Source organism: Herbaspirillum sp. Her4 (assembly GCF_057961335.1).
Window position 1 is genome coordinate 2,061,496 of sequence record NZ_CM176330.1, and the last position, 19,932, is coordinate 2,081,427.

Genomic DNA, 19,932 nt, shown 5'->3' on the forward strand with positions numbered 1-19,932 from the left:
CCTAATCCTGAAAGGCCTTCATGCGCGTACTCAGGTGCTGCAGCAGCCGGTTGGCCGCCGTCGACAATTGCCGTCCGGTGCGCGTGATGAGATGCGCCTCCGAGCGTGTCAGCAGCGTATTGCGCACCGGGATCGCGTACAGTTCACGCGCCGCCAGTTCGGTAGTGACCGCGAAGAGGGGCAAGAGCGTGAAGCCCAGCTCGGACTTCACGAAATGCTTGAGGATGGCAATCGAGTTGGTGGTGATGGTCGGCGTCAGACGGGTCTTCTCGATCAGCGTGGCGGCTTCCACCAGTTGCCGCGTGCCATAGGCCAGATGCGTGAGCGCCATCGGATAGGCCGCCAGCTCGCGCAGCGTCACCGATTCCACCTTGCCCAGCAAGGGAAACTGCCGTCCCACGATGGCATACATGGGCTGGCGCGCCACCGCGCGGCTGACGATCTTGGCTTCCACCGGCGGATTGAAAACCAACCCGATTTCCGCCTCATCGGCCGCGACCGCACTGACGACCTCGTTGGTGCCGGCCAGATCCAGCACCAGTGAGATCTCCGGATACTTCTTGCAGAACTGCTTGATGGGTCCGCTCACCATGTCCGAGATGAATCCTTCCCCCATGATGATGTTGATCGATCCGCGCTTGAGTCCGCGGATCTCCTGCAGCTTGGCCAGCACGTCGGACTGGTGCGAACGCTGCTCGCGGTAATACTCCAGCAGCAGGGCCCCGGCCTCGGTCGGACTGACGCCGCGTTTGTGGCGTTCGATCAGCGGCACCGCCAACTCCTGTTCCAGCAGGCTGATCTGGCGGCTCACCGCCGAAGGCGCGATGTCGAGCGCGTCCGCTGCAGCGCGCACGCTGCCGCTGCGTACTGCCTCGTGCAGATAGGCGATGCGGTGGTCGTTGAGGGTCTCGCCCATCGGATTCTCCGTGTTCTCGAAATTAGAACAATAAACATGATCTGTGCGGATTGATTGTAGTGATCAAAGCCGCCAAACTCAACGTCCATCAAAGGCAAGTTCGCGCAAAACACAGTGAACACCGTGCATCTTGTGGTGTATTTCGGTGATTTTGCTGCGATGCGCAAAATCGGTGCGAGCCGCGCATCACGCTGGCGCAAGCCTGCCTCGATTTGGTGAAGATGAGTTGATCGCAAGAGAACGCAGAGGACAAGGATGAAGAAAATCGGAGTGATTGGCCTGGGCAACATGGGCCGTGGGATGGCATTTTCCCTGCAGCGCGGGGGCTATGAGGTGACCGGCTATGACGCCCTCGAAGCGACCCGCACGGAGCTGGCGCAGCGGGGATTGCATTGCGTGGAGACGATTGCGGCTTTGGCTGCGGCGGTGGAACTGGTGGTGCTGTCGCTGCCGACCTCGGACATCGTGGAGCAGGTCGTGCTGGGCGAGGGCGGGCTGTTGCACAGTGGCAAGGCCGGACTGGTGATCGTCGATACCACCACCGCCGACCCCAACAGCACGCGCCGCCTGGCGGCCGAGTTGCAGGCAGCGGGGATGGAACTGGTCGATGCGCCGGTCAGCGGCGGCCCCAAGGGCGCGGCCACGGCCACCATGGGCATGGTCATCGGCGGCAGCGCCGAGATCGTGGCGCGCATCGAACCGGTGCTGGCCGTGATGAGCGCCAAGCGCGTGCACGTCGGTCCGGTGGGTGCCGGGCATGTGGCCAAGCTGCTCAACAATCTGGTCACCGGCACCCATCTGCTCATCGCCGGCGAGGCCGCGCGCATCGCTGCGGCTGCCGGACTGGATGCGCGCCAGATCTTCCAGGGGCTGGCCGCCGGCTCGGCCAACAGCAAGGTGATCGAGCATTTCTATCCGACCTGGATCTTCAATGAAGCCTTCGATTCCGGCTTCACCATGAAACTGATGCGCAAGGACCTGCGCCTGGCCATGAACCTGATCGAACAGACCGGGAGTGCCACGCCGCTGGCGCAGGAAGCCGGGCGGCTGTGGGCCGGGAGCGTGGAGCGCCTGGCCGATGCGGAAGATTTCAACCGCATCGTGACTTACATCGAACCTTCCCAACATTGATTGCCGGAGCACGCATGCAGCCCCATGACACAGACCAACTGATGCTGGCCTTCGGCCATTTCTTCCCCGCAGCCAAGGAAATCGGCTCCTGGATCAACGGCGAGCTCGTGGCCGGGCAGGGCGAGAGCATCCAGCTCTACAACCCGGCCACCGGCCGCCCTTCGCTGAGCTACCGTGATGGCGGTGGCGCCGCCGTGGAGGCCGCTGCCGCGGCCGCCCAGCGTGCGCAACGCCAGTGGTGGGTACTGAGCCATGCGGCCCGTGGCCGCGCGCTGTATGCGGTGGGCGCAGTCATCCGAGCCGAGGCCGAAGCCCTGGCGCGGCTGGAAGCGATCTCCTCCGGCAAGCCGATTCGCGACTGCCGTGCCGAGATGCAGAAGGTTGCCGAGATGTTCGAGTATTACGCCGGATGGGCCGACAAGTTCTATGGCGAAGTCATTCCGGTCCCCAGTTCGCACCTGAACTACACCCGCCGCGAACCTTATGGCACGGTGCTGCAGATGACGCCGTGGAATGCCCCGGCCTTTACCTGTGGCTGGCAGCTAGGTCCGGCGCTGGCCACCGGCAATGCGGTGCTGCTCAAGCCCTCGGAGCTGACGCCGTTCTCGTCGCTGGCCATCGCGCGCCTCGGTGAGCAGGCCGGTCTGCCGGTCGGGCTGGTCAACGTGCTGGCCGGCCTCGGCCAGAGCATGGTGCCGCAGGCCATGGCGACCTGGTCGGTGAAGAAGGTGATCTTCGTCGGCTCGCCCGCCACTGGTGCGCTCATCGCCAAGGCCGCCGCCGAACGCGTGATGCCCTGCGTGCTGGAATTGGGCGGCAAGTCGGCCAACATCATCTTCGATGATGCCGACCTGCGCCTGGCCGCCTTCGGTGCGCAGGCGGCCATCTTCTCGGGGGCCGGACAGAGTTGCGTGGCGGGTTCGCGCCTGCTGGTCCAGCGCAAGGTGTATGAGCAGTTCGTCGAGACGGTTGCGGCCGGCGCGGAAAAGATCCGGCTCGGCGCACCGCTGGAGGACAGCACCGAAGTCGGGCCCATCAACAACCGCCGCCAGTACGAACACATCCAGCGCATGGTGGCCAGCGGACTGGAAGCGGGCGCGACCCTGGCCGCCGGTCATACGCGTTATGGCGATGAGGGCTATTTCGTGCGGCCGACCCTGCTGGCGCAGGCCAACAATGCGATGGAGGTGGCGCGCGCGGAGATCTTCGGTCCGGTGGCCGTGGCCATTCCTTTCGAGGATGAAGCCGAGGCCATCGCCATTGCCAACGACAGCGAATTCGGTCTGGCCGGTGCGGTGTGGACGCGCGACGTGGCACGTGCGCATCGGGTGGCTGCGGGCGTGAACGCCGGTACCTTCTGGGTCAACAGCTACAAGACCATCAACGTGGCCTCGCCCTTCGGCGGTTTCAATCGCAGCGGCTACGGGCGCTCCAGCGGCATGGAAGCGCTCTACGACTACACGCAGACCAAGAGCGTGTGGGTCGAGACCGCAGCCAATCCGGCCACGCCCTTCGGCTACGCCGGCTGACGATTCCGTTCCAGGCAGCACCACACCGACCGATCCACCATCACAGAGGGCTGCCCGGCCGATGCCGGGCGGCCAACGTCACGAGGGAGAAGCAAGATGCAAGCAAGCTACGCAAGCCATGTCGCGCAACCACAGGGAGAGCGGACCCGCTTTCCCTTCCTGAAGCTGTACTTCTTCACGGCCATCGTGATGTTGCTGGCGGACTGGATCGGTTCGGTCACGCTCAATGTCGGTCCGGGCAAGGTGGTGTTGCTGCCGATGGTGTGGGCCATCATCATGGGCGGGTTGCTGGGCTTGCTGCACAAGTCCATGCCCGCGCCCTTGCGCCTGGATACGTCCCTGCAGTTTCGTGCGGCGTCGGTGCTGCAGCCGGCGCTGCTGCTGTTCATCGCCAAACTCGGCCTGATGGTCGGCAGTTCGCTGCCCAAGCTGGCCGCCGCCGGCTGGGCGCTGGCCTTCCAGGAGCTGGGCCACTTCGTCGGCACCATCCTGATCGGCCTGCCACTGGCACTGCTGCTGGGCATCAAGCGCGAAGCCATCGGTGCGACCTTCTCGGTGGGGCGCGAACCCAGCCTGGCCATCATCGGCGAGCGCTATGGCATGGATTCTCCCGAGGGACGCGGCGTGCTGGCCGAGTATCTGACCGGCACCCTGTTCGGTGCCGTGTTCATCGCCATCCTGGCCGGTTTCCTGGCCAGCCTCAACATCTTCCATCCCTACGCGCTGGCCATGGGCGCAGGTGTCGGATCGGGCAGCATGATGGCCGCCGCCGCCGGTGCCGTGGCTGCCCAGCAGACCGCGGAAGTGGCCAAGGATGTCATGACCTTCGCCGCCGCCAGCAACCTGATCACCACCACGCTGGGGACTTACTTCACGCTGTTCATCTCGCTGCCGCTGGCGGTGTATGGCTATCGGATTCTGGAGCCCATCCTGGGCCGCACCACGCGTGCCTCGACCGAGCAGAGCCAGGTCACGGCCAGCGATCATGCCGAAGTTCCGGAACTGAGCGAACTGCAGAAGTGGGGAGCCTGGGGCGTGGCCGCAGTACTGACGCTGGTGAGCGACTGGATCCTGTATGGCAGCAAGCCCGTCGAGACCTTGCCGGGCATGCTGGTGATCGTGGCCGCAGTGGCCGTGGGCGACATGCTGTGCCGCCTGACCGGCCGCAAGGTGCCGGCGGTGTGCTGGGTCTCCATCGTGGCCATGGCGCTGACTTCGCCGCTCTGTCCGTGGGCCGCACAACTGGTGGCGCTGACCGGCAAGATCAATTTCCTGTCGGTGACACCGGTGATGCTGACCTTCGCCGGTCTGTCGCTGGCCAAGGATATCCCGGCGTTCCGCCGCCTGGGCTGGCGCATCGTGCTGGTGTCCTTCGCCGCCAACGCCGGTACCTTCATCGGTGCCACACTGGTGGCCGAGATCTTCCACTGAGGGTCCATAAAACTGAGGCTTGGCTGGCCCAGATCAAAACATCGCCAATGAGCGCAACAGCGCACTCACCCGGCTGACTATACTTGGCACCAGGATGGCCGCACGGCAACAGGCTGTGCGGCCATCTTGCTTTCATGCTTCCAGTTTCCGTCCCAGGATGATGTGATGTTCAATCAACTCAAAGCCACCTTCAAGTATTTCAATGATGCCGTTCCGTTCAAGCTGGGTCCGGCCCTGATCGCCACGGCGGTCCTGATCCTGCTGCTGCTCACGCCCTGCCCGGCGGGGCTGGAGCCCAAGGCATGGGCACTGGTGGCGATCTTCCTCACCACCATCGTGGCCATCATCCTGAAGGTCATGCCCATCGGCGTGATGGCGATGATGGCCATCGTCATCGTCTCGCTGTCGCAGGTCACCTCGACTTCCTCCAAGGGTGCGATTGCCGATGCGCTGGCCAGTTTTTCCAATCCGCTGATCTGGCTCATCGTGGTAGCCATCCTGATCTCGCGTGGCTTGAAAAAGACCGGGCTCGGCCGCCGCGTCGGGCTGATGTTCATTGCGCTGCTGGGCAAGCGCACGGTGGGCATCGGCTACGGGCTGGCCATCTGCGAACTGGTGCTGGCCCCGTTCACGCCCAGCAATACGGCGCGTGGCGGCGGCATCGTGCATCCCATCATGAAGTCGATTGCCAACGCCTTCGATTCCGATCCGGCCAAGGGCACGCAGAACAAGGTCGGCACCTATCTGGCGCTGGTCAACTATCACGCCAATCCGATCACCTCGGCCATGTTCCTCACCGCCACCGCGCCCAATCCGCTGGTGGTCAACTATGTGGCCAAGGCCACCGGCCATGCGCTGCAACTCTCATGGACCACCTGGGCGCTGTGCATGCTGTTGCCGGGCCTGGTGTGTCTGCTGATCATGCCGATGGTGATCTACCTGCTCTCGCCGCCGGAGCTGAAGTCCACGCCCAATGCGGTGGACTACGCCCGCAGCGAACTCGACAAGATGGGCAAACTCGGGGCCAGCGAAAAGGTGATGCTGGGGACCTTTGCGCTGTTGCTTCTGCTGTGGGCCAATGTCCCGGCCATGCTGCTGGGGGCGGCCTTCACGCTCGATCCCACGGTGGTGGCGTTCGTTGGATTGTTCGTGCTCATCATCACCGGCACGATTGACTGGGATGATGTGCTCTCGGAAAAGAGCGCGTGGGATACGCTGGTGTGGTTCGGCGCCCTGGTGATGCTGGCCGAGCAGTTGAACAAGACCGGCGTGGTGGCCTGGTTCTCGGAAGGCATGAAGGCCGCCATCGTGGCCAGCGGCATGGGCTGGATCGCGGTGGCTGCAGTGCTGCTGCTGGTCTTCGTCCTGTCGCATTACTTTTTCGCCAGTACCACGGCACACATCAGCGCGATGATGCTGGCCTTCCTCACGGTGGGCGCGCAATTGCTGCCGCCGCAGTACGTGGTCCCCTTCATGCTGATGATGACCGCGGGCTCGGGCGTGATGATGACGCTGACCCATTACGCAACCGGTACTTCGCCCATCATCTTCGGCAGCGGCTACGTCTCCATGGGCAAGTGGTGGGGTGTAGGTTTCGTGATGGCCGCGGTGGAATTGCTGGTGTTTGCGACGGTGGGGATGGTGTGGTGGAAGCTGTTGGGATACTGGTAGGCGACCGACATTGATCCTGATCTGACCTCGTGGGGCGAAGCCGGAGCATTTGCGCCCCTTGGCAGAAACGGCTATTGTGTCGGGCTTCGCCAGTCAGCTTTGACGCTCAAGAAATGGAAAACTCCACACGCTCGGAAAAATCGAGGCAGCTCATCATCCAAGCTGCACTCTCCGTGATCGCCCGCGACGGGGCAAACAAGCTGACGATTGATGCCATTGCCAAAGAGGCCGGAATCAGCAAGGGCGGCGTCCTGCATCATTTCCGCACCAAGCAGGCTGTGCTGGTGGCGCTGTTGGACAACCAGCGTGTGCACTTCGGCCATTTCGCACGTGAGTTCCTGGAAGGGGAGGGCAAGTACTCTTCCGAGCCTGCCCTGGCCATGCAGATTTCCGTCCTGCGCGAAGCCTCCAAACAGCCGCATTCGGTGGCCTTGGCCATTCTTGGTGCCATCAGCGAGCAACCCTCGCTCGTGGAGGGAGTCAAGAGGACCGACGCCGATCACGTTGCGGCCATCCGCAATGAGGCCGCTGACCCCGACCTGGCGATTCTCCGCTGGACCGCTGCGCGCGGCTTGCTCTGGACCTCGCTCTTCAATATGTGCCCACTTTCCGAGCAGGAGCGGCAACGCTGCTTCGATCTCCTGCTCGATGAGTCGCGCTGGACAAAGAACTCTCCCCAAAAATCCAAGCCACGCAAGCACTGAGTCGCCGGGTGTCGCTGGCAACTCCGTGGCATATCCGTCTCATTTAAAATAAAAACCGTCTGGACGGTATGTAAACCGGTAATTCGGTGCTATAGTGATCTCGCGCTATGGCCATAGTGCAGCCGCCGTGCCCCATCCCCAGCCTGATCGGGGGCGATGGGTCGTTAACCTCTGGCTGTCCTGGCGACTTCACGCCGCGCTGCGGACTTCGCTCATGCGATTGAAGCCAGGCCTGACATTACAAAGGAAATACATCATGCGTTCTTCCCATACGGTGAAGCGACTGTGCTTCGTTGCGCTTGTCTGCGCCATATTGACCGCGTGCGCGAGCTCGGATCCCGTGAAATACACCGGGATCGACTCGTCCAAGGTATTGACCGCCAATGAAGGCGACAGTACCGGTCGTGTCCCCTTTTCCTATTCGCAACCGGTCGACTGGACGAGTTATGAGGCCGTGGTCTTGCCGCCGGTGGCCATCTATCGGGGCGCTGACAATCAGTTCGGTAGCATGAGCGAGGAGGACAAGGCGACGCTGGCCAACTACATGCAACAGAAATTTGCGGAGGAGTTGCGCAGCCGCTTCAGCCTGAGCAATGCAGGCACGCGCAAGGCATTGTTGATCAAGCTCACCCTGACCGGCGCGCAGACCAACACCGCCGTGATATCGACCTTTACCCGTTTCGACATTGGCGGCGGCCTCTACAACGCAGTCCAGAATGCGCGTGACCGGGAGGCCCTCGTCGGTGGTTCCATCATCTATTCGGTCGAGGTGTACGACGCCTCTGACAAGCGACTGCTCAAGGCCTACATCACCAAGCAGTATCCGAAGCCGTGGGATATCGGCGCAAGCATGGGCGCTCTCAGTGCCTCCAAGGCCGGGATTGATAAAGGTGCGAAAGCACTGCTTGTCCAACTGCGTTAGCACCCCGACCCTTGACTATCCATGTGCAAGCGGGCGAAGCAGGCGAGTTCGTCGAGAGCATTGGCATGAAGGCAGACCTGCGATTGCCCTTGGTGTTTTCTGCGCTGTTCCTGCTCGTCGTCGGCAACATCTTCCCGATTGCCGACATGATGGTCGGGCGCGCAGTGGTCAGCGTCACCATGATCGAATGTCTGATGCTGAGCAACTCTTCCGGATCCGGAACGGTGTACCTCATCATGCTGATCACCACCATCGTTTATCCACTGCTGGAGATGCTGTCGATGGCGTTCAGATTGCTGCGCGGTACGCCGCCCAAAGCGATCTCCCGCTACCGGATTGTCCGCGTCTTCAACAGGATGCGGCCCTGCACGATGATCCAGATGTACATCATGGGAATGCTGGTGACCATCTGCCAGGTCAGCCTCATTGCATCCCTGGTGCCGGGCATCGCCCTGGCATCGCTGAGCATGTTGATCGTTCTTTTCGCTGCACTGCTGGTCAGCGACTCAAGTGACTTGTGGAGGTGAGATGGAGTACGGGCCAGATCGGCATCAGCACCATGCGCCGGCTGCCCGCCGGATGAGCAAACTGATTTGCCTGTTGATTGCGCTGCCAGTGTGCATTGGACTGGTGGCATGCAGCAGCACCGGCATGCGGTATCACACGCTGAGCAACCATGTGAATGTCGACATGAAGAATTCGGGTCACATCACCAGTCGCGACAGCGATGCGCTGCTCATCGAGGTGCTGCCGGTCAGGACAGCGGAAGCGCTCAATAGCTCACGCATCATGATCGGACACGGCGATGGAAGCATGACCCCGGCATCTGCTGACCAGTGGACGGCACCGCTCCCGGACGAACTGCGGACGGCGATCTCCCTGGCGCTGCAGCAGCGACTGGATGCAGTGGATCTGTATCACCAGAGCGATAAGGGAAAAGCGCGACGGCTGCAGATTTCCGCCACGCTGACCAAGTCCGATTTCAACGGAGGCCGTCGTTTTTCCGGCATCGTCGAATGGGAGGTAAAAGCGATTCCGGCGGATGAGAGCATCGTGGGACGAACCAGTCTGAATCTGGATATTGTGGAGGGGGTCGAAGGCCAGGTCATCGCATTCCAGAAACTCTCCAACAGCGTGGCCGCCGATGTGGCCGTCGCCGCCAGAGCAGTGGCTGCCCTCCTCAAGTAATACTGGAGTCACCCGCGCAGGCGGCATCGGCTTTGGGAGGTCTGCATCCCGATGTGACGGCAGATATCGTCGTCTCAGCGATGACGGAGCAGCAGGTGCACTGAAGATGGCAGCTTCCGCCAAGAGCTGCCATTTTTCATGGTGCTGCTCTGCACTGGCTTCGGGTACTCAGGTCAAGTCCAGCACAATCCGCCCATCAATCTTGCCCTCTTCCATGCGCGCAAAGATGGCATTGATGTTGTCCAGCTTGTCCCAGGTAAAGTGCGCCGCCACCTTGCCTTCGGCCGCGAAGACCAGCGACTCTTCCAGATCCTGGCGCGTACCGACGATGGAGCCGCGCACGGTGATGCGCTTCAACACCGTATTGAACACCGGCAGGCTGATGTCGCCCGGTGGCAGGCCCACCAGCGCCATGGTGCCGCGTGCACGCAGGAAACCGAACGCCTGTTCCATCGCCTTGGGCGACACCGCCGTCACCAGCGCACCATGCGCGCCACCGATGATGCGCTGGACTTCGGCCACCGCATTGTGGTCGCGGCCATCGACGGTCAGGTCGGCGCCCAGTTTTTTGGCCAGCGCCAGTTTGTCTTCGTGGATGTCGGCAGCGACTACGTGCATGCCCATGGCCTTGGCATATTGCACGGCCATGTGGCCCAGGCCGCCGATGCCGGAGATCACCACCCATTCACCGGGGCGCACCTCGGTTTCCTTCAAGCCCTTGTAGACGGTCACGCCTGCGCACAGCACTGGGGCTGCCGGGCCGAAGTCCAGGCCAGCAGGCAGGTGGCCGACGAAGTTGGGATCGGCCAGGCCATATTCGGCAAAGCTGCCGTTGACGGAATAGCCGGTGTTCTGTTGTTCGGCGCACAGGGTTTCCCAGCCGGTGCGGCAGGGCGAGCAGCAGCCACAGGCCGTATGCAGCCAGGGCACGCCGACGCGGTCGCCTTCCTTGACGTGCTTCACGCCCGCGCCCAGCGCAGCGACGTAGCCCGTGCCTTCGTGGCCGGGAATGAACGGGGGTGTGGGTTTGACGGGCCAGTCGCCATGGGCGGCGTGCAGGTCGGTATGGCAGACGCCGCTGGCTTCGAACTTGACCAGGATCTGGCCCGGACCAGGCGTGGGGACGGGCACTTGTTCAATCGACAGGGGCTTGCCGAATTCGCGGACGACGGCCGCTTTCATCATTTGCGTCATATGCACTCCTCGGGGGGATCAACGGGATGCCAGGGCAGGACGCGGCCTTGTGCTGCAATGGCCAACTGTTGTTCCTGCCTGCAAGCGTCAATATCCTCCGCGTGCCGCACGACGACAATCGATGATTGCGCATGGATTGATCCATGTCGCCCATCGTTGAAAAACAAGGTGAGGGCAGTTGCGCATGCCTTTGCCGCATGCGTGCCTGACGCGCTTACTTTGCGATCACCACTTCCACATCGGTTTCCGCCAGCAGGGTCGCCAGTTCCGGCGGGGGCGGGGCATCGGTGAAGAGCACGTCGATCTGCGACAGGTGCGCCATCTTCACCAGCGCCTGCCGTCCGAACTTGCTGGCATCGGCCACCAGCCAGACCTGGCGCGACTGTTCGATGATGGTCTGGGCGACCTTGACTTCACGGGCATCGAAGTCACGCAAGACGCCATCCATCTCGATGCTGGAAATGCCGATGATGCCGATGTCCACCTTGAACTGCCGGATGAAATCGATGGTGGCCTCGCCCACGATGCCGCGATCGCGCGCGCGCACCACGCCGCCGGCAATGATGACCTCCAGCGCCGGATTGCTGGCCAGTGAATTGGCCACGTTCAGGTTGTTGGTCACCACGTGCAGGTTCTTGTGCTGCTGCAGGGCGCGCGCCACCTCTTCCGTAGTCGTGCCCAGGTTCAGGATCAGCGAACAGCCATCCGGCACCCGCGCCGCCACCGTGCGGCCGATGCGGCGCTTGGCGTCGGCATGCATGACCTGGCGCTCGGGATAGGCAATGTTCTCGGTCGAGGACAGCAGTCCGACCCCGCCGTGATAACGCGCCAGCAAACTGGCATCGACCATCGCCTTGACGTCGCGGCGCACGGTCTGGGTGGTCACGTTCAGCTGCTGGGCCAGCTCTTCCACCGAAATGGTGCCGTGCTTGCGAACGCATTCCAGCAGCGTCTGTTGCCTGGGATTGAGCATGGAGGTGATCGAAATCCGTTGATTTTTTGGAAACAATTTAGATTGGATATGAACATTAAAAAACATAAACGAACATAAAACAACAAATAATTGTTGATTTACTTTCGGGATGTCGCTTATCTTACGGTGCATTGGCAACTCCCGGGAAAGTGCGGGGTTGCCCCGGCAGCTGTTGCACGCAAACACAGCGGAACCGCTGAGACGGCAATACGGTTACCGCACACAAGCAACACGGCACCAATACGGCAGTAATACAGCGGAAACACGACAGCAATACAGTGGCAGCGCCGACAGCAGTACGGTGTCATTGGCGCGGCCAGTACAGTTTTGCTACGGCACCAATACAGTTACAACCCGGAACCCATACGGATCCAATACGGAGAAGCGGCGAATGACGCTCGAATATGATCTCTTGGTGGTAGGCGGCGGCATCAACGGCGCAGGCATTGCGCGCGATGCGGCCGGACGCGGCCTGCGCGTGCTGCTGTGCGAGCAGCATGACCTGGCCCAGCATACCTCCTCGGCCAGCACCAAGCTCATCCACGGCGGCTTGCGCTACCTCGAATATTACGAATTCAAGCTGGTGCGCAAGGCCCTGCAGGAACGCGAAGTCCTGCTGCGTTCGGCACCGCACATCATCTGGCCGCTGCGCTTTGTCATGCCGCACGACGCCAACCAGCGTCCGGCCTGGATGATCCGCGCCGGCCTGTTCATGTACGACTACCTCGCCAAGCGCGAGATCCTGCCCGCCTCCGAAGGCGCGAACCTCGCCCGCCACCCGGGCGGGCAGCCCTTGAAGGGCGACTATCGCAAGGGCTTCGTCTATTCCGATGGCTGGGTCGACGATGCGCGCCTGGTGGTCTTGAACGCCATGGATGCCCAGGAACGCGGTGCCCGCATCCTCACCCGCACCAAGTGCATCAGCGCCCGCCGCGAAGGCGATACCTGGCATGCGGTGCTGGAACACCAGCACGCCAGCGGCGTGCAGCAGGAAGAAGTGCGCGCCCGCGCCATCGTCAACGCCGCCGGTCCCTGGGCCGCGCGCTTTGCGCAGTCGGTGCCGCAGGCCAAGACCGGGCGCAGCCTGCGCCTGATCAAGGGCAGCCACATCGTGGTCAAGCGCCTGTTCGACCACCCCTACGCCTACATCTTCCAGAACCCGGACAAGCGCATCATCTTCGCCATTCCCTATCAGGAAGAGTTCACCCTCATCGGCACCACCGACCTCGAATACCACGGCGATGCCGGCAAGGTCGAGATCGATGCGGAAGAAATCGATTATCTCTGCGAGATGGCCAATCGCTACTTCAAGCGCCAGATCGGCAAGGAAGACGTGGTCTGGACCTACTCCGGCGTGCGTCCCCTGCTGGACGACAGCGCCGAGAATGCCTCGGCCATCACGCGCGACTACCTGCTCGAATGCGATGATGCGGGCGCGCCCATGTTGAACGTCTGGGGCGGCAAGATCACCACCTATCGCAAGCTGGCCGAAGAAGCGCTGTCCATGCTGGCCCCGCACCTGGGTGCGTCGAGCCAGCCGTGGACGGCCGGTGCGCCGCTGCCCGGCGGCGACCTGGAACAGCCCGGCAAGATGGTGGCGCGCTACGACTTCGAAGCCTACCTGCGCAAGCTGCAGGCACGTTATCCTTGGCTGCCGGCCGGGCTGGCCCATCGCTATGCGCGCAGCTATGGTTCACGCGTGGACCAGATCATCGGCCAGGCCGACAGCCTGGCGGCGCTGGGCGAAGAACTGACACCGGGCCTCTACGAGGCCGAGGCGCGCTACCTGGTGCAACACGAGTGGGCGCGCGGTGCGGATGACATCCTGTGGCGGCGAAGCAAGCTGGGCCTGCACTGCGGGCCAGAGCACAGAGGACGGCTGGAGGCGTGGCTGGCGAATTTGCCGGACGCCGCGCCCCACTGAGCCAGGTCACCGCATACCAGATCAATCAAAAATGTAGCGAGGAGACAGCGTGACCCTGGAATTGAAACAAGTGGCCAAGACGGTCGGTGCCGAAACGCACCTGTACCCACTTGACCTCAATCTTGCCAAAGGCGGCATCAACGTCCTGCTGGGCCCGACCCAGGCCGGCAAGACGTCCCTGATGCGCATCATCGCCGGGCTCGACAAGCCCACCGCAGGGCGGGTGCTGGTCGATGGCCAGGACGTCACCGGCGTGGGCGTGCGCGAGCGCAACCTGGCGATGGTGTACCAGCAATTCATCAACTATCCCGGCCTGACGGTGTTCGAGAACATCGCCGCGCCGCTGCGCCTGCAGAAGCAGCCCGAGCAGGAGATCAGCAAGCGCGTCAAGGAAATCGCCGACAAGCTGCACATCACGCATTTGCTGCAACGCCTGCCGCTGGAGCTTTCCGGTGGCCAGCAGCAGCGTTGTGCGCTGGCGCGTGCGCTCATCAAGCGCGCCCCGCTGGTGCTGCTCGATGAACCGCTGGTCAACCTCGACTACAAGCTGCGCGAGGAATTGCGCAGCGAACTGATTTCGCTCTTCGCCACCGGCGACACCACCGTGGTCTACGCCACCACCGAGCCGCAGGAAGCGCTGCTGCTGGGCGGCCACACCGCCGTGATGCACGAGGGCCGCCTGCTGCAATTCGCGCCGACCCTGGAGCTGTTCAACAGCCCGGCCTCCACCCGCGTGGCAGCGATCTTCAATGATCCGCCGATGAACCTGCTGGACGCCACGGCCATCTCCACTGGCCAGGGCGTGGCTGCCATCCGCATGAACGATGGCAGCGTGCTGGAGATCGCCGGACGCAGCTTGTCCCTGTCGGAAGGCCAGCCCTGCAAGCTGGGCATCCGCTGCAATGACGTGCGCCTGGAGGCGCTGACTGCACCGGGCGTTAGCCTGGGCTGCAGCGTGACCCTGGCCGAACTCTCCGGTTCCGAAACCTACCTGCACCTGCGCCATGGCGATGTGCCCCTGGTGGCACAGCTGTCGGGCGTGCATGAAGTGGCCATCGGCAGCACGGTGCAAGTGAGCATCGCCGCCGCCAAGGCCTTCCTGTTCGATACACAGGGACGCCTGCTGAGCGCCCCGCTGGAGACCCGCTGACATGGCCCGCATCGAATTCAAGAACCTGGGCCACGCCTACAGTGGCAACCCGGCCAGCCTCAAGGACTATGCCCTGCAACCCATGAACATGGTGTGGGAAGACGGCGGCGCCTACGCGCTGCTGGGCCCCTCGGGCTGCGGCAAGTCCACGCTGTTGAACATCATTTCCGGCCTGCTGCAGCCTTCCGAAGGGCAGGTGCTCTTCGATGGCCGCGACATGACCCGCATGGCTACCCGCGATCGCAACATCGCGCAGGTGTTCCAGTTCCCGGTCCTGTACGACACCATGAGCGTGTTCGACAACCTGGCCTTCCCGCTGCGCAACCGCAAGATCGCCGAGCGCGAAGTGCAGGCGCGCGTGCGCGAGATCGCCGAGATGCTCGACCTGACCCGCGACCTCAAGCAGCGCGCCGCCGGTCTCTCGGCCGATGCCAAGCAAAAGATTTCGCTGGGCCGTGGCCTGGTACGCAAGGACGTGGCGGCCATCCTCTTCGATGAACCGCTGACGGTGATCGATCCGCACATGAAGTGGGAGCTGCGCCAGAAACTCAAGGAAATCCATCACCAGTTGAAGCTGACCCTCATCTACGTCACCCACGACCAGGTCGAGGCGCTGACCTTCGCCGATGAAGTGGTGGTCATGACCGAGGGCAAGGTGGTGCAGCAGGGCAAGCCGGAGGCGCTGTTCCTGCGCCCCGATCACACCTTCGTCGGTTACTTCATCGGCAGCCCCGGCATGAACTTCTGCCCGGTGCGCGTGGAGGGCGATGCGGTCCTTCTGGGCCAACAGCGCCTGCAGGTCGAGGCCGCGCAGTTGCAGGCCCTGAAGAACAGCAGCGGTGAGCTGAAGCTGGGTATCCGTCCCGAATTCGTCGAGCTGGCCGCACCCGGTACGGCCGGTGCGGTCAGTGCCGAGGTCACTCAGGTCCAGCATCTGGGCACCAGCCAGCTGGTGACCGCGCAGTTCGAGGGCATGAGCGTGAAGGCGCGCGTGTCGCCCGAACTGAAGATCGCCACCGGCGCACACTGGCTGCGACTGGCCAAGCCGGAGACGATCTACTTCAGCAACGACGAGAGAATTGGACGCTAAGCCATGAACAAGCCCTACAACAACAAGGCCTGGTTCTTCATCCTCCCGGTCTTCCTGACGGTGGCCTTCTCGGCCATCATTCCGCTGATGACGGTGGTCAACTATTCGGTGCAGGACATCATCAGCCCCGAACAGAAAGTCTTCGTGGGCCTGGACTGGTTCCGCGACGTCATGCGCGACAGCGAGCTGCATGCGGCCCTGCTGCGCCAGCTGATCTTCTCCTTCTGCGTGCTGCTGGTGCAGCTGCCGCTGGGCATCGGCCTGGCGCTGGCCATGCCGCACAAGGGCTGGAAATCCTCGGCCACGCTGGTGATCCTGGCCATGCCGCTGCTCATTCCATGGAACGTGGTCGGCACCATCTGGCAGATCTTCGGCCGTGGCGACATCGGGCTGGGTGGCCACCTGCTGAACGTGCTGGGCATCGATTACAACTACGCATCCAATCCGCTGGACGCCTGGCTGACCGTGCTGCTCATGGACGTGTGGCACTGGACGCCGCTGGTGGCGCTGCTGGCCTTCGCCGGTCTGCGTTCGATTCCGGACGCGTATTACCAGGCGGCGCAGATCGACGGTGCCAGCCGCTGGGCGGTGTTCCGTTTCATCCAGCTGCCCAAGATGCGCGGCGTGCTGGTGATCGCGGTGCTGCTGCGTTTCATGGACAGCTTCATGATCTACACCGAGCCCTTCGTGCTCACCGGTGGCGGCCCCGGCAACTCGACCACTTTCCTGAGCCAGTACCTCACGCAGAAAGCCGTGGGCCAGTTCGACCTTGGTCCGGCCGCCGCCTTCTCGCTGATCTACTTCCTCATCATCCTGCTGTTGTCCTTCGTGCTCTACAACTGGATGCAGAGCGCCGGCAACAACGCCAATGCTTCGGGTGGCCAACATGAATAAGACCCAGGACAAGACCCTCACCCGCACTCTGGTGATGCTGGTCTACATCGCCTTCACGCTGGTACCGCTGTACTGGCTGCTGAACACGTCGTTGAAGACCAACGAGGAGACGCTGTCGGTCTTCACGCTCTGGCCCAATGCGCCGACGCTGAACAACTACAAGACGATCTTCACCGATCCGTCCTGGTATTCGGGCTACATCAACTCCATCATCTACGTGGCCATGAACACGGTCATGTCGCTGCTGGTGGCCTTGCCGGCCGCGTATGCCTTCTCGCGCTATCGCTTCCTGGGCGACAAGCACATGTTCTTCTGGCTGCTGACCAATCGCATGACGCCGCCTGCGGTGTTTCTGCTGCCGTTCTTCCAGCTCTATTCGACCATCGGGCTGTCGGACACGCACATCGCGGTGGCGCTGGCGCACATGCTCTTCAACGTGCCGCTGGCGGTGTGGATCCTGGAAGGCTTCATGTCGGGCGTGCCGCGCGAGATCGATGAGACGGCCTATATCGATGGCTTCTCCTTCCCGCGTTTCTTCCTGCGCATTTTCCTGCCGCTGATCAAGTCGGGCGTGGGCGTGACGGCCTTCTTCTGCTTCATGTTCAGCTGGGTGGAACTGCTGCTGGCCCGCACGCTCACCTCGGTCAACGCCAAGCCCATCAGCGCCATCATGACGCGTACCGCGTCGGCCGCAGGCATGGATTGGGGCATCCTGGCTGCGGCCGGCGTGCTGACGATTGTTCCGGGAGCCCTGGTGATCTGGTTCGTGCGCAACCACATCGCCAAGGGCTTCGCAATGGGGAGAGTGTGATCATGGGAAATGCTTTGTCGTGGATGTCGTGGACGCCACCGGTTGCGATCTTTTTCGTCTGCGTGGTGCTGATGCTGATCGGCATGACGGTGTGGGAGATCCGCTCGCCGACCATCGAGCGCAAGGGCTTCCTGCCCATGCGCACCACCCGTGGCGACCGCCTGTTCATCGGGCTGCTCACGGCCGCTTACATCAACCTGGCCTGGGTCGGACTGACCGATATGGAACAGTGGTATGCAGCGGCGCTGGGCTTCGTGGCGCTGGTGCTGATCATGCGCAAGGGCTGATGGGATGTCATGACTACCGTTCGTCCTGAGTAGCGGCGTAGCCGCGTATCGAAGGTTCACCTGCGCCTGAGCGCCCTTCGACAGGCGCAGGAGCGTCTTCGATACGGCCCTGGCGGGCCTACTCAGTCCGAACGGGTGGTGATGGTGATACGGCTGATTTTGGTTTTATGGCAGCAGGCAACAGATCTGTAATCACAATGGACGTCCGGGGATTCTCCTTCCCTACCCGGCACGCCAACTCAGGGGAAGGTGACGAGGAGACATGATGCAGAACATGCGGAAAATCAAACTGACCGTGCTGGCCGCCGCCATGGCCATGGCCGGTATCGCGGGCAATGCCTGGGCCGACATCAAGGCCGCCGAGAAGTGGGTGGATTCGGAATTCCAGCCCAGCACGCTGTCGCGTCCACAGCAGGTCACCGAGATGCAATGGTTCATCGACGCCGCCGCCAAGCTCAAGGCCAAGGGCGTCAAGGAAATCCACGTGGTCTCCGAGACCCTGGATACGCACGCCTATGAATCCAAGACCCTGGCCAAGGCCTTCGAGGAAATCACCGGCATCAAGGTCATCCACGACGTGATCCAGGAAGGCGACGTGGTCGAGAAGATGCAGACCTCGCTGCAATCGGGCAAGTCCATCTATGACGGCTGGGTCAACGACTCCGACCTGATCGGTACCCACTACCGCAACGGCCAGACCGTGGTGCTGAGCGACTACATGGCCGGCCCCGGCAAGGAATACACCAACCCCGGCCTGGACCTGAAGGACTTCATCGGTACCAGCTTCACCACCGCGCCGGACGGCAAGCTCTACCAGTTGCCCGACCAGCAGTTCGCCAACCTCTACTGGTTCCGCGCCGACTGGTTCGCACGCAAGGACCTGCAGGACAAGTTCAAGGCCAAGTACGGCTATGAACTGGGCGTGCCGCAGAACTGGTCGGCCTACGAAGACATCGCCGCCTTCTTCACCAATGACGTCAAGGAACTGGACGGCAAGAAGGTCTTCGGCCACATGGACTACGGCAAGAAGGACCCGTCGCTGGGCTGGCGCTTCACCGATGCCTGGCTGTCCATGGCCGGTGCCGCCGACAAGGGCCTGCCCAACGGCTTGCCGGTCGATGAATGGGGCATCCGCGTAGCCGATGACAAGTGCACCCCGGTCGGTGCCTCGACCTCGCGCGGCGGTGCCACCAACTCGCCGGCTGCGGTCTATGCCCTGACCAAGTATCTGGACTGGATGAAGAAGTACGCTCCGCCCGAAGCACTGGGCATGACCTTCTCCGAAGCCGGCCCGGTGCCCGCCCAAGGCCACATCGCGCAGCAGATCTTCTGGTACAGCGCCTTCACCGCCAGCATGACCAAGCAGGGCCTGCCGGTGGTCAACGCCGACGGTTCGCCCAAGTGGCGCATGGCCCCCGGCCCGCACGGTCCGTACTGGAAGGACGGCATGCAGAACGGCTACCAGGACGTCGGCTCGTGGACCTTCCTCAAGAGCACCCCGCCGGACCAGATGGCCGCAGCCTGGCTGTATGCGCAGTTCACGACCTCCAAGACCGTCTCGCTGAAGAAGTCCATCGTCGGCGTGACCTTCATTCGTGACTCCGACATCCGCTCCGACTACTTCACCAAGAACGCCGCCAAGTACGGTGGCCTGATCGAGTTCTACCGCAGCCCGGCCCGGGTGGCGTGGACCCCGACCGGCACCAACGTGCCTGACTATCCGAAGATGGCGCAGATCTGGTGGAAGAACATCTCCTCGGCCATCTCCGGCGAGAAGACCCCGCAAGGTGCCATGGACAATCTGGCCGATGAAATGGACGGTATCATGGCCCGCCTGCAGCGCGCCGGCATGAAGCAGTGCGCGCCCAAGCTGAACCCGAAGAAGGATCCGGCCACCTGGCTGTCCGACAAGGGCGCACCGTGGGCCAAGCTGGCCAACGAAAAGCCGAAGGGCGAGACCATCCCCTACGACAAGCTGCTGCAAGCCTGGAAGGATGGCCGCGTCCGCTGATGCAGCCTGATCGCCATCACGCGTGAGATGACGCCATCCCGGCCGGTGTCGGGGTGGCGTCTTCACGTTGATCGGGTGCGTGTTGACTTGGTTTCGGGTTGAACCT

The 19,932-nt window shown here is 62.7% G+C and carries 17 protein-coding genes and 1 pseudogene; 15 read left to right on the forward strand and 3 right to left on the reverse strand.

Annotated elements, in window-relative coordinates; genetic code table 11:
* Position 1: 1 nt before the first annotated feature.
* Entirely contained in the window at positions 2–916 is a 915-nt protein-coding gene (locus ACWFUC_RS09400; RefSeq protein ID WP_034341250.1) for a LysR family transcriptional regulator, read from the reverse strand.
* A gap of 249 nt (positions 917–1,165) precedes the next feature.
* On the opposite strand from ACWFUC_RS09400, the pseudogene ACWFUC_RS09405 reads away from it, so the two are divergent.
* The 8 genes and pseudogenes from ACWFUC_RS09405 to ACWFUC_RS09440 form a co-directional block, all read left to right on the forward strand.
* A pseudogene (locus ACWFUC_RS09405) lies at positions 1,166–2,047 on the forward strand (NAD(P)-dependent oxidoreductase); the annotation flags it as partial.
* Between the two features lie 14 nt (positions 2,048–2,061).
* Positions 2,062–3,576, forward strand: coding sequence for an aldehyde dehydrogenase family protein (locus ACWFUC_RS09410; protein WP_489624764.1), 1,515 nt, complete (start codon positions 2,062–2,064; stop codon positions 3,574–3,576).
* A gap of 96 nt (positions 3,577–3,672) precedes the next feature.
* Positions 3,673–5,007 (forward strand): DUF3100 domain-containing protein, encoded by a 1,335-nt coding sequence (locus ACWFUC_RS09415; RefSeq protein ID WP_121044595.1) that lies wholly within the window; start codon positions 3,673–3,675, stop codon positions 5,005–5,007.
* A 165-nt stretch (positions 5,008–5,172) separates the two neighbouring features.
* A complete protein-coding gene (locus ACWFUC_RS09420) occupies positions 5,173–6,678 on the forward strand; it encodes a DASS family sodium-coupled anion symporter (RefSeq protein ID WP_489624765.1) in 1,506 nt (501 codons plus the stop codon).
* Positions 6,679–6,791: 113 nt separating this feature from the next.
* The gene (locus tag ACWFUC_RS09425) at positions 6,792–7,382 is read left to right on the forward strand and encodes a TetR/AcrR family transcriptional regulator (RefSeq protein ID WP_259434204.1); all 591 of its coding nucleotides are present in this window, start codon (positions 6,792–6,794) and stop codon (positions 7,380–7,382) included.
* A 256-nt stretch (positions 7,383–7,638) separates the two neighbouring features.
* Positions 7,639–8,304, forward strand: coding sequence for a DUF3313 domain-containing protein (locus ACWFUC_RS09430; RefSeq protein ID WP_259434205.1), 666 nt, complete (start codon positions 7,639–7,641; stop codon positions 8,302–8,304).
* 11 nt (positions 8,305–8,315) lie between these two features.
* Positions 8,316–8,831, forward strand: a complete 516-nt coding sequence (locus ACWFUC_RS09435) for a paraquat-inducible protein A (protein ID WP_034331222.1) — start codon at positions 8,316–8,318, stop codon at positions 8,829–8,831.
* Between the two features lie 52 nt (positions 8,832–8,883).
* On the forward strand, positions 8,884–9,492 hold the full coding sequence (locus ACWFUC_RS09440) for a PqiC family protein (protein ID WP_489624766.1): 609 nt from the start codon (positions 8,884–8,886) through the stop codon (positions 9,490–9,492).
* A 168-nt stretch (positions 9,493–9,660) separates the two neighbouring features.
* Here ACWFUC_RS09440 and adhP read toward each other — a convergent pair whose 3' ends face one another.
* Both adhP and ACWFUC_RS09450 read right to left on the reverse strand, forming a co-directional pair.
* Entirely contained in the window at positions 9,661–10,686 is a 1,026-nt protein-coding gene (gene adhP / locus ACWFUC_RS09445; RefSeq protein WP_259434206.1) for an alcohol dehydrogenase AdhP, read from the reverse strand.
* 214 nt (positions 10,687–10,900) lie between these two features.
* Positions 10,901–11,659 carry a DeoR/GlpR family DNA-binding transcription regulator gene (locus ACWFUC_RS09450; RefSeq protein ID WP_034331224.1) on the reverse strand — a complete coding sequence of 253 codons (759 nt, stop codon included), beginning with the start codon at positions 11,657–11,659 and terminating at the stop codon, positions 10,901–10,903.
* 391 nt (positions 11,660–12,050) lie between these two features.
* On the opposite strand from ACWFUC_RS09450, the gene glpD reads away from it, so the two are divergent.
* The 7 genes from glpD to ACWFUC_RS09485 all read left to right on the forward strand — a co-directional run bounded on the left by glpD (position 12,051) and on the right by ACWFUC_RS09485 (position 19,826).
* Positions 12,051–13,583: a glycerol-3-phosphate dehydrogenase gene (gene glpD, locus ACWFUC_RS09455; protein ID WP_489624767.1), complete on the forward strand. Its 1,533-nt coding sequence runs from the start codon at positions 12,051–12,053 to the stop codon at positions 13,581–13,583.
* A 49-nt stretch (positions 13,584–13,632) separates the two neighbouring features.
* Complete coding sequence (locus ACWFUC_RS09460) at positions 13,633–14,733, forward strand: ABC transporter ATP-binding protein (protein ID WP_209532237.1); 1,101 nt, start codon at positions 13,633–13,635, stop codon at positions 14,731–14,733.
* Position 14,734: 1 nt separating this feature from the next.
* Entirely contained in the window at positions 14,735–15,823 is a 1,089-nt protein-coding gene (locus tag ACWFUC_RS09465; RefSeq protein WP_489624768.1) for an ABC transporter ATP-binding protein, read from the forward strand.
* A gap of 3 nt (positions 15,824–15,826) precedes the next feature.
* Complete coding sequence (locus ACWFUC_RS09470) at positions 15,827–16,717, forward strand: carbohydrate ABC transporter permease (RefSeq protein ID WP_121044573.1); 891 nt, start codon at positions 15,827–15,829, stop codon at positions 16,715–16,717.
* The gene (locus ACWFUC_RS09475; RefSeq protein WP_039790027.1) at positions 16,710–17,528 is read left to right on the forward strand and encodes a carbohydrate ABC transporter permease; all 819 of its coding nucleotides are present in this window, start codon (positions 16,710–16,712) and stop codon (positions 17,526–17,528) included. The genes ACWFUC_RS09470 and ACWFUC_RS09475 overlap by 8 nt, the downstream gene beginning before the upstream one ends.
* A 2-nt stretch (positions 17,529–17,530) precedes the next feature.
* Positions 17,531–17,815, forward strand: coding sequence for a DUF2160 domain-containing protein (locus ACWFUC_RS09480; protein ID WP_039790026.1), 285 nt, complete (start codon positions 17,531–17,533; stop codon positions 17,813–17,815).
* Positions 17,816–18,077: 262 nt separating this feature from the next.
* Positions 18,078–19,826 (forward strand): ABC transporter substrate-binding protein, encoded by a 1,749-nt coding sequence (locus tag ACWFUC_RS09485; protein ID WP_034331199.1) that lies wholly within the window; start codon positions 18,078–18,080, stop codon positions 19,824–19,826.
* Positions 19,827–19,932: the final 106 nt, after the last annotated feature.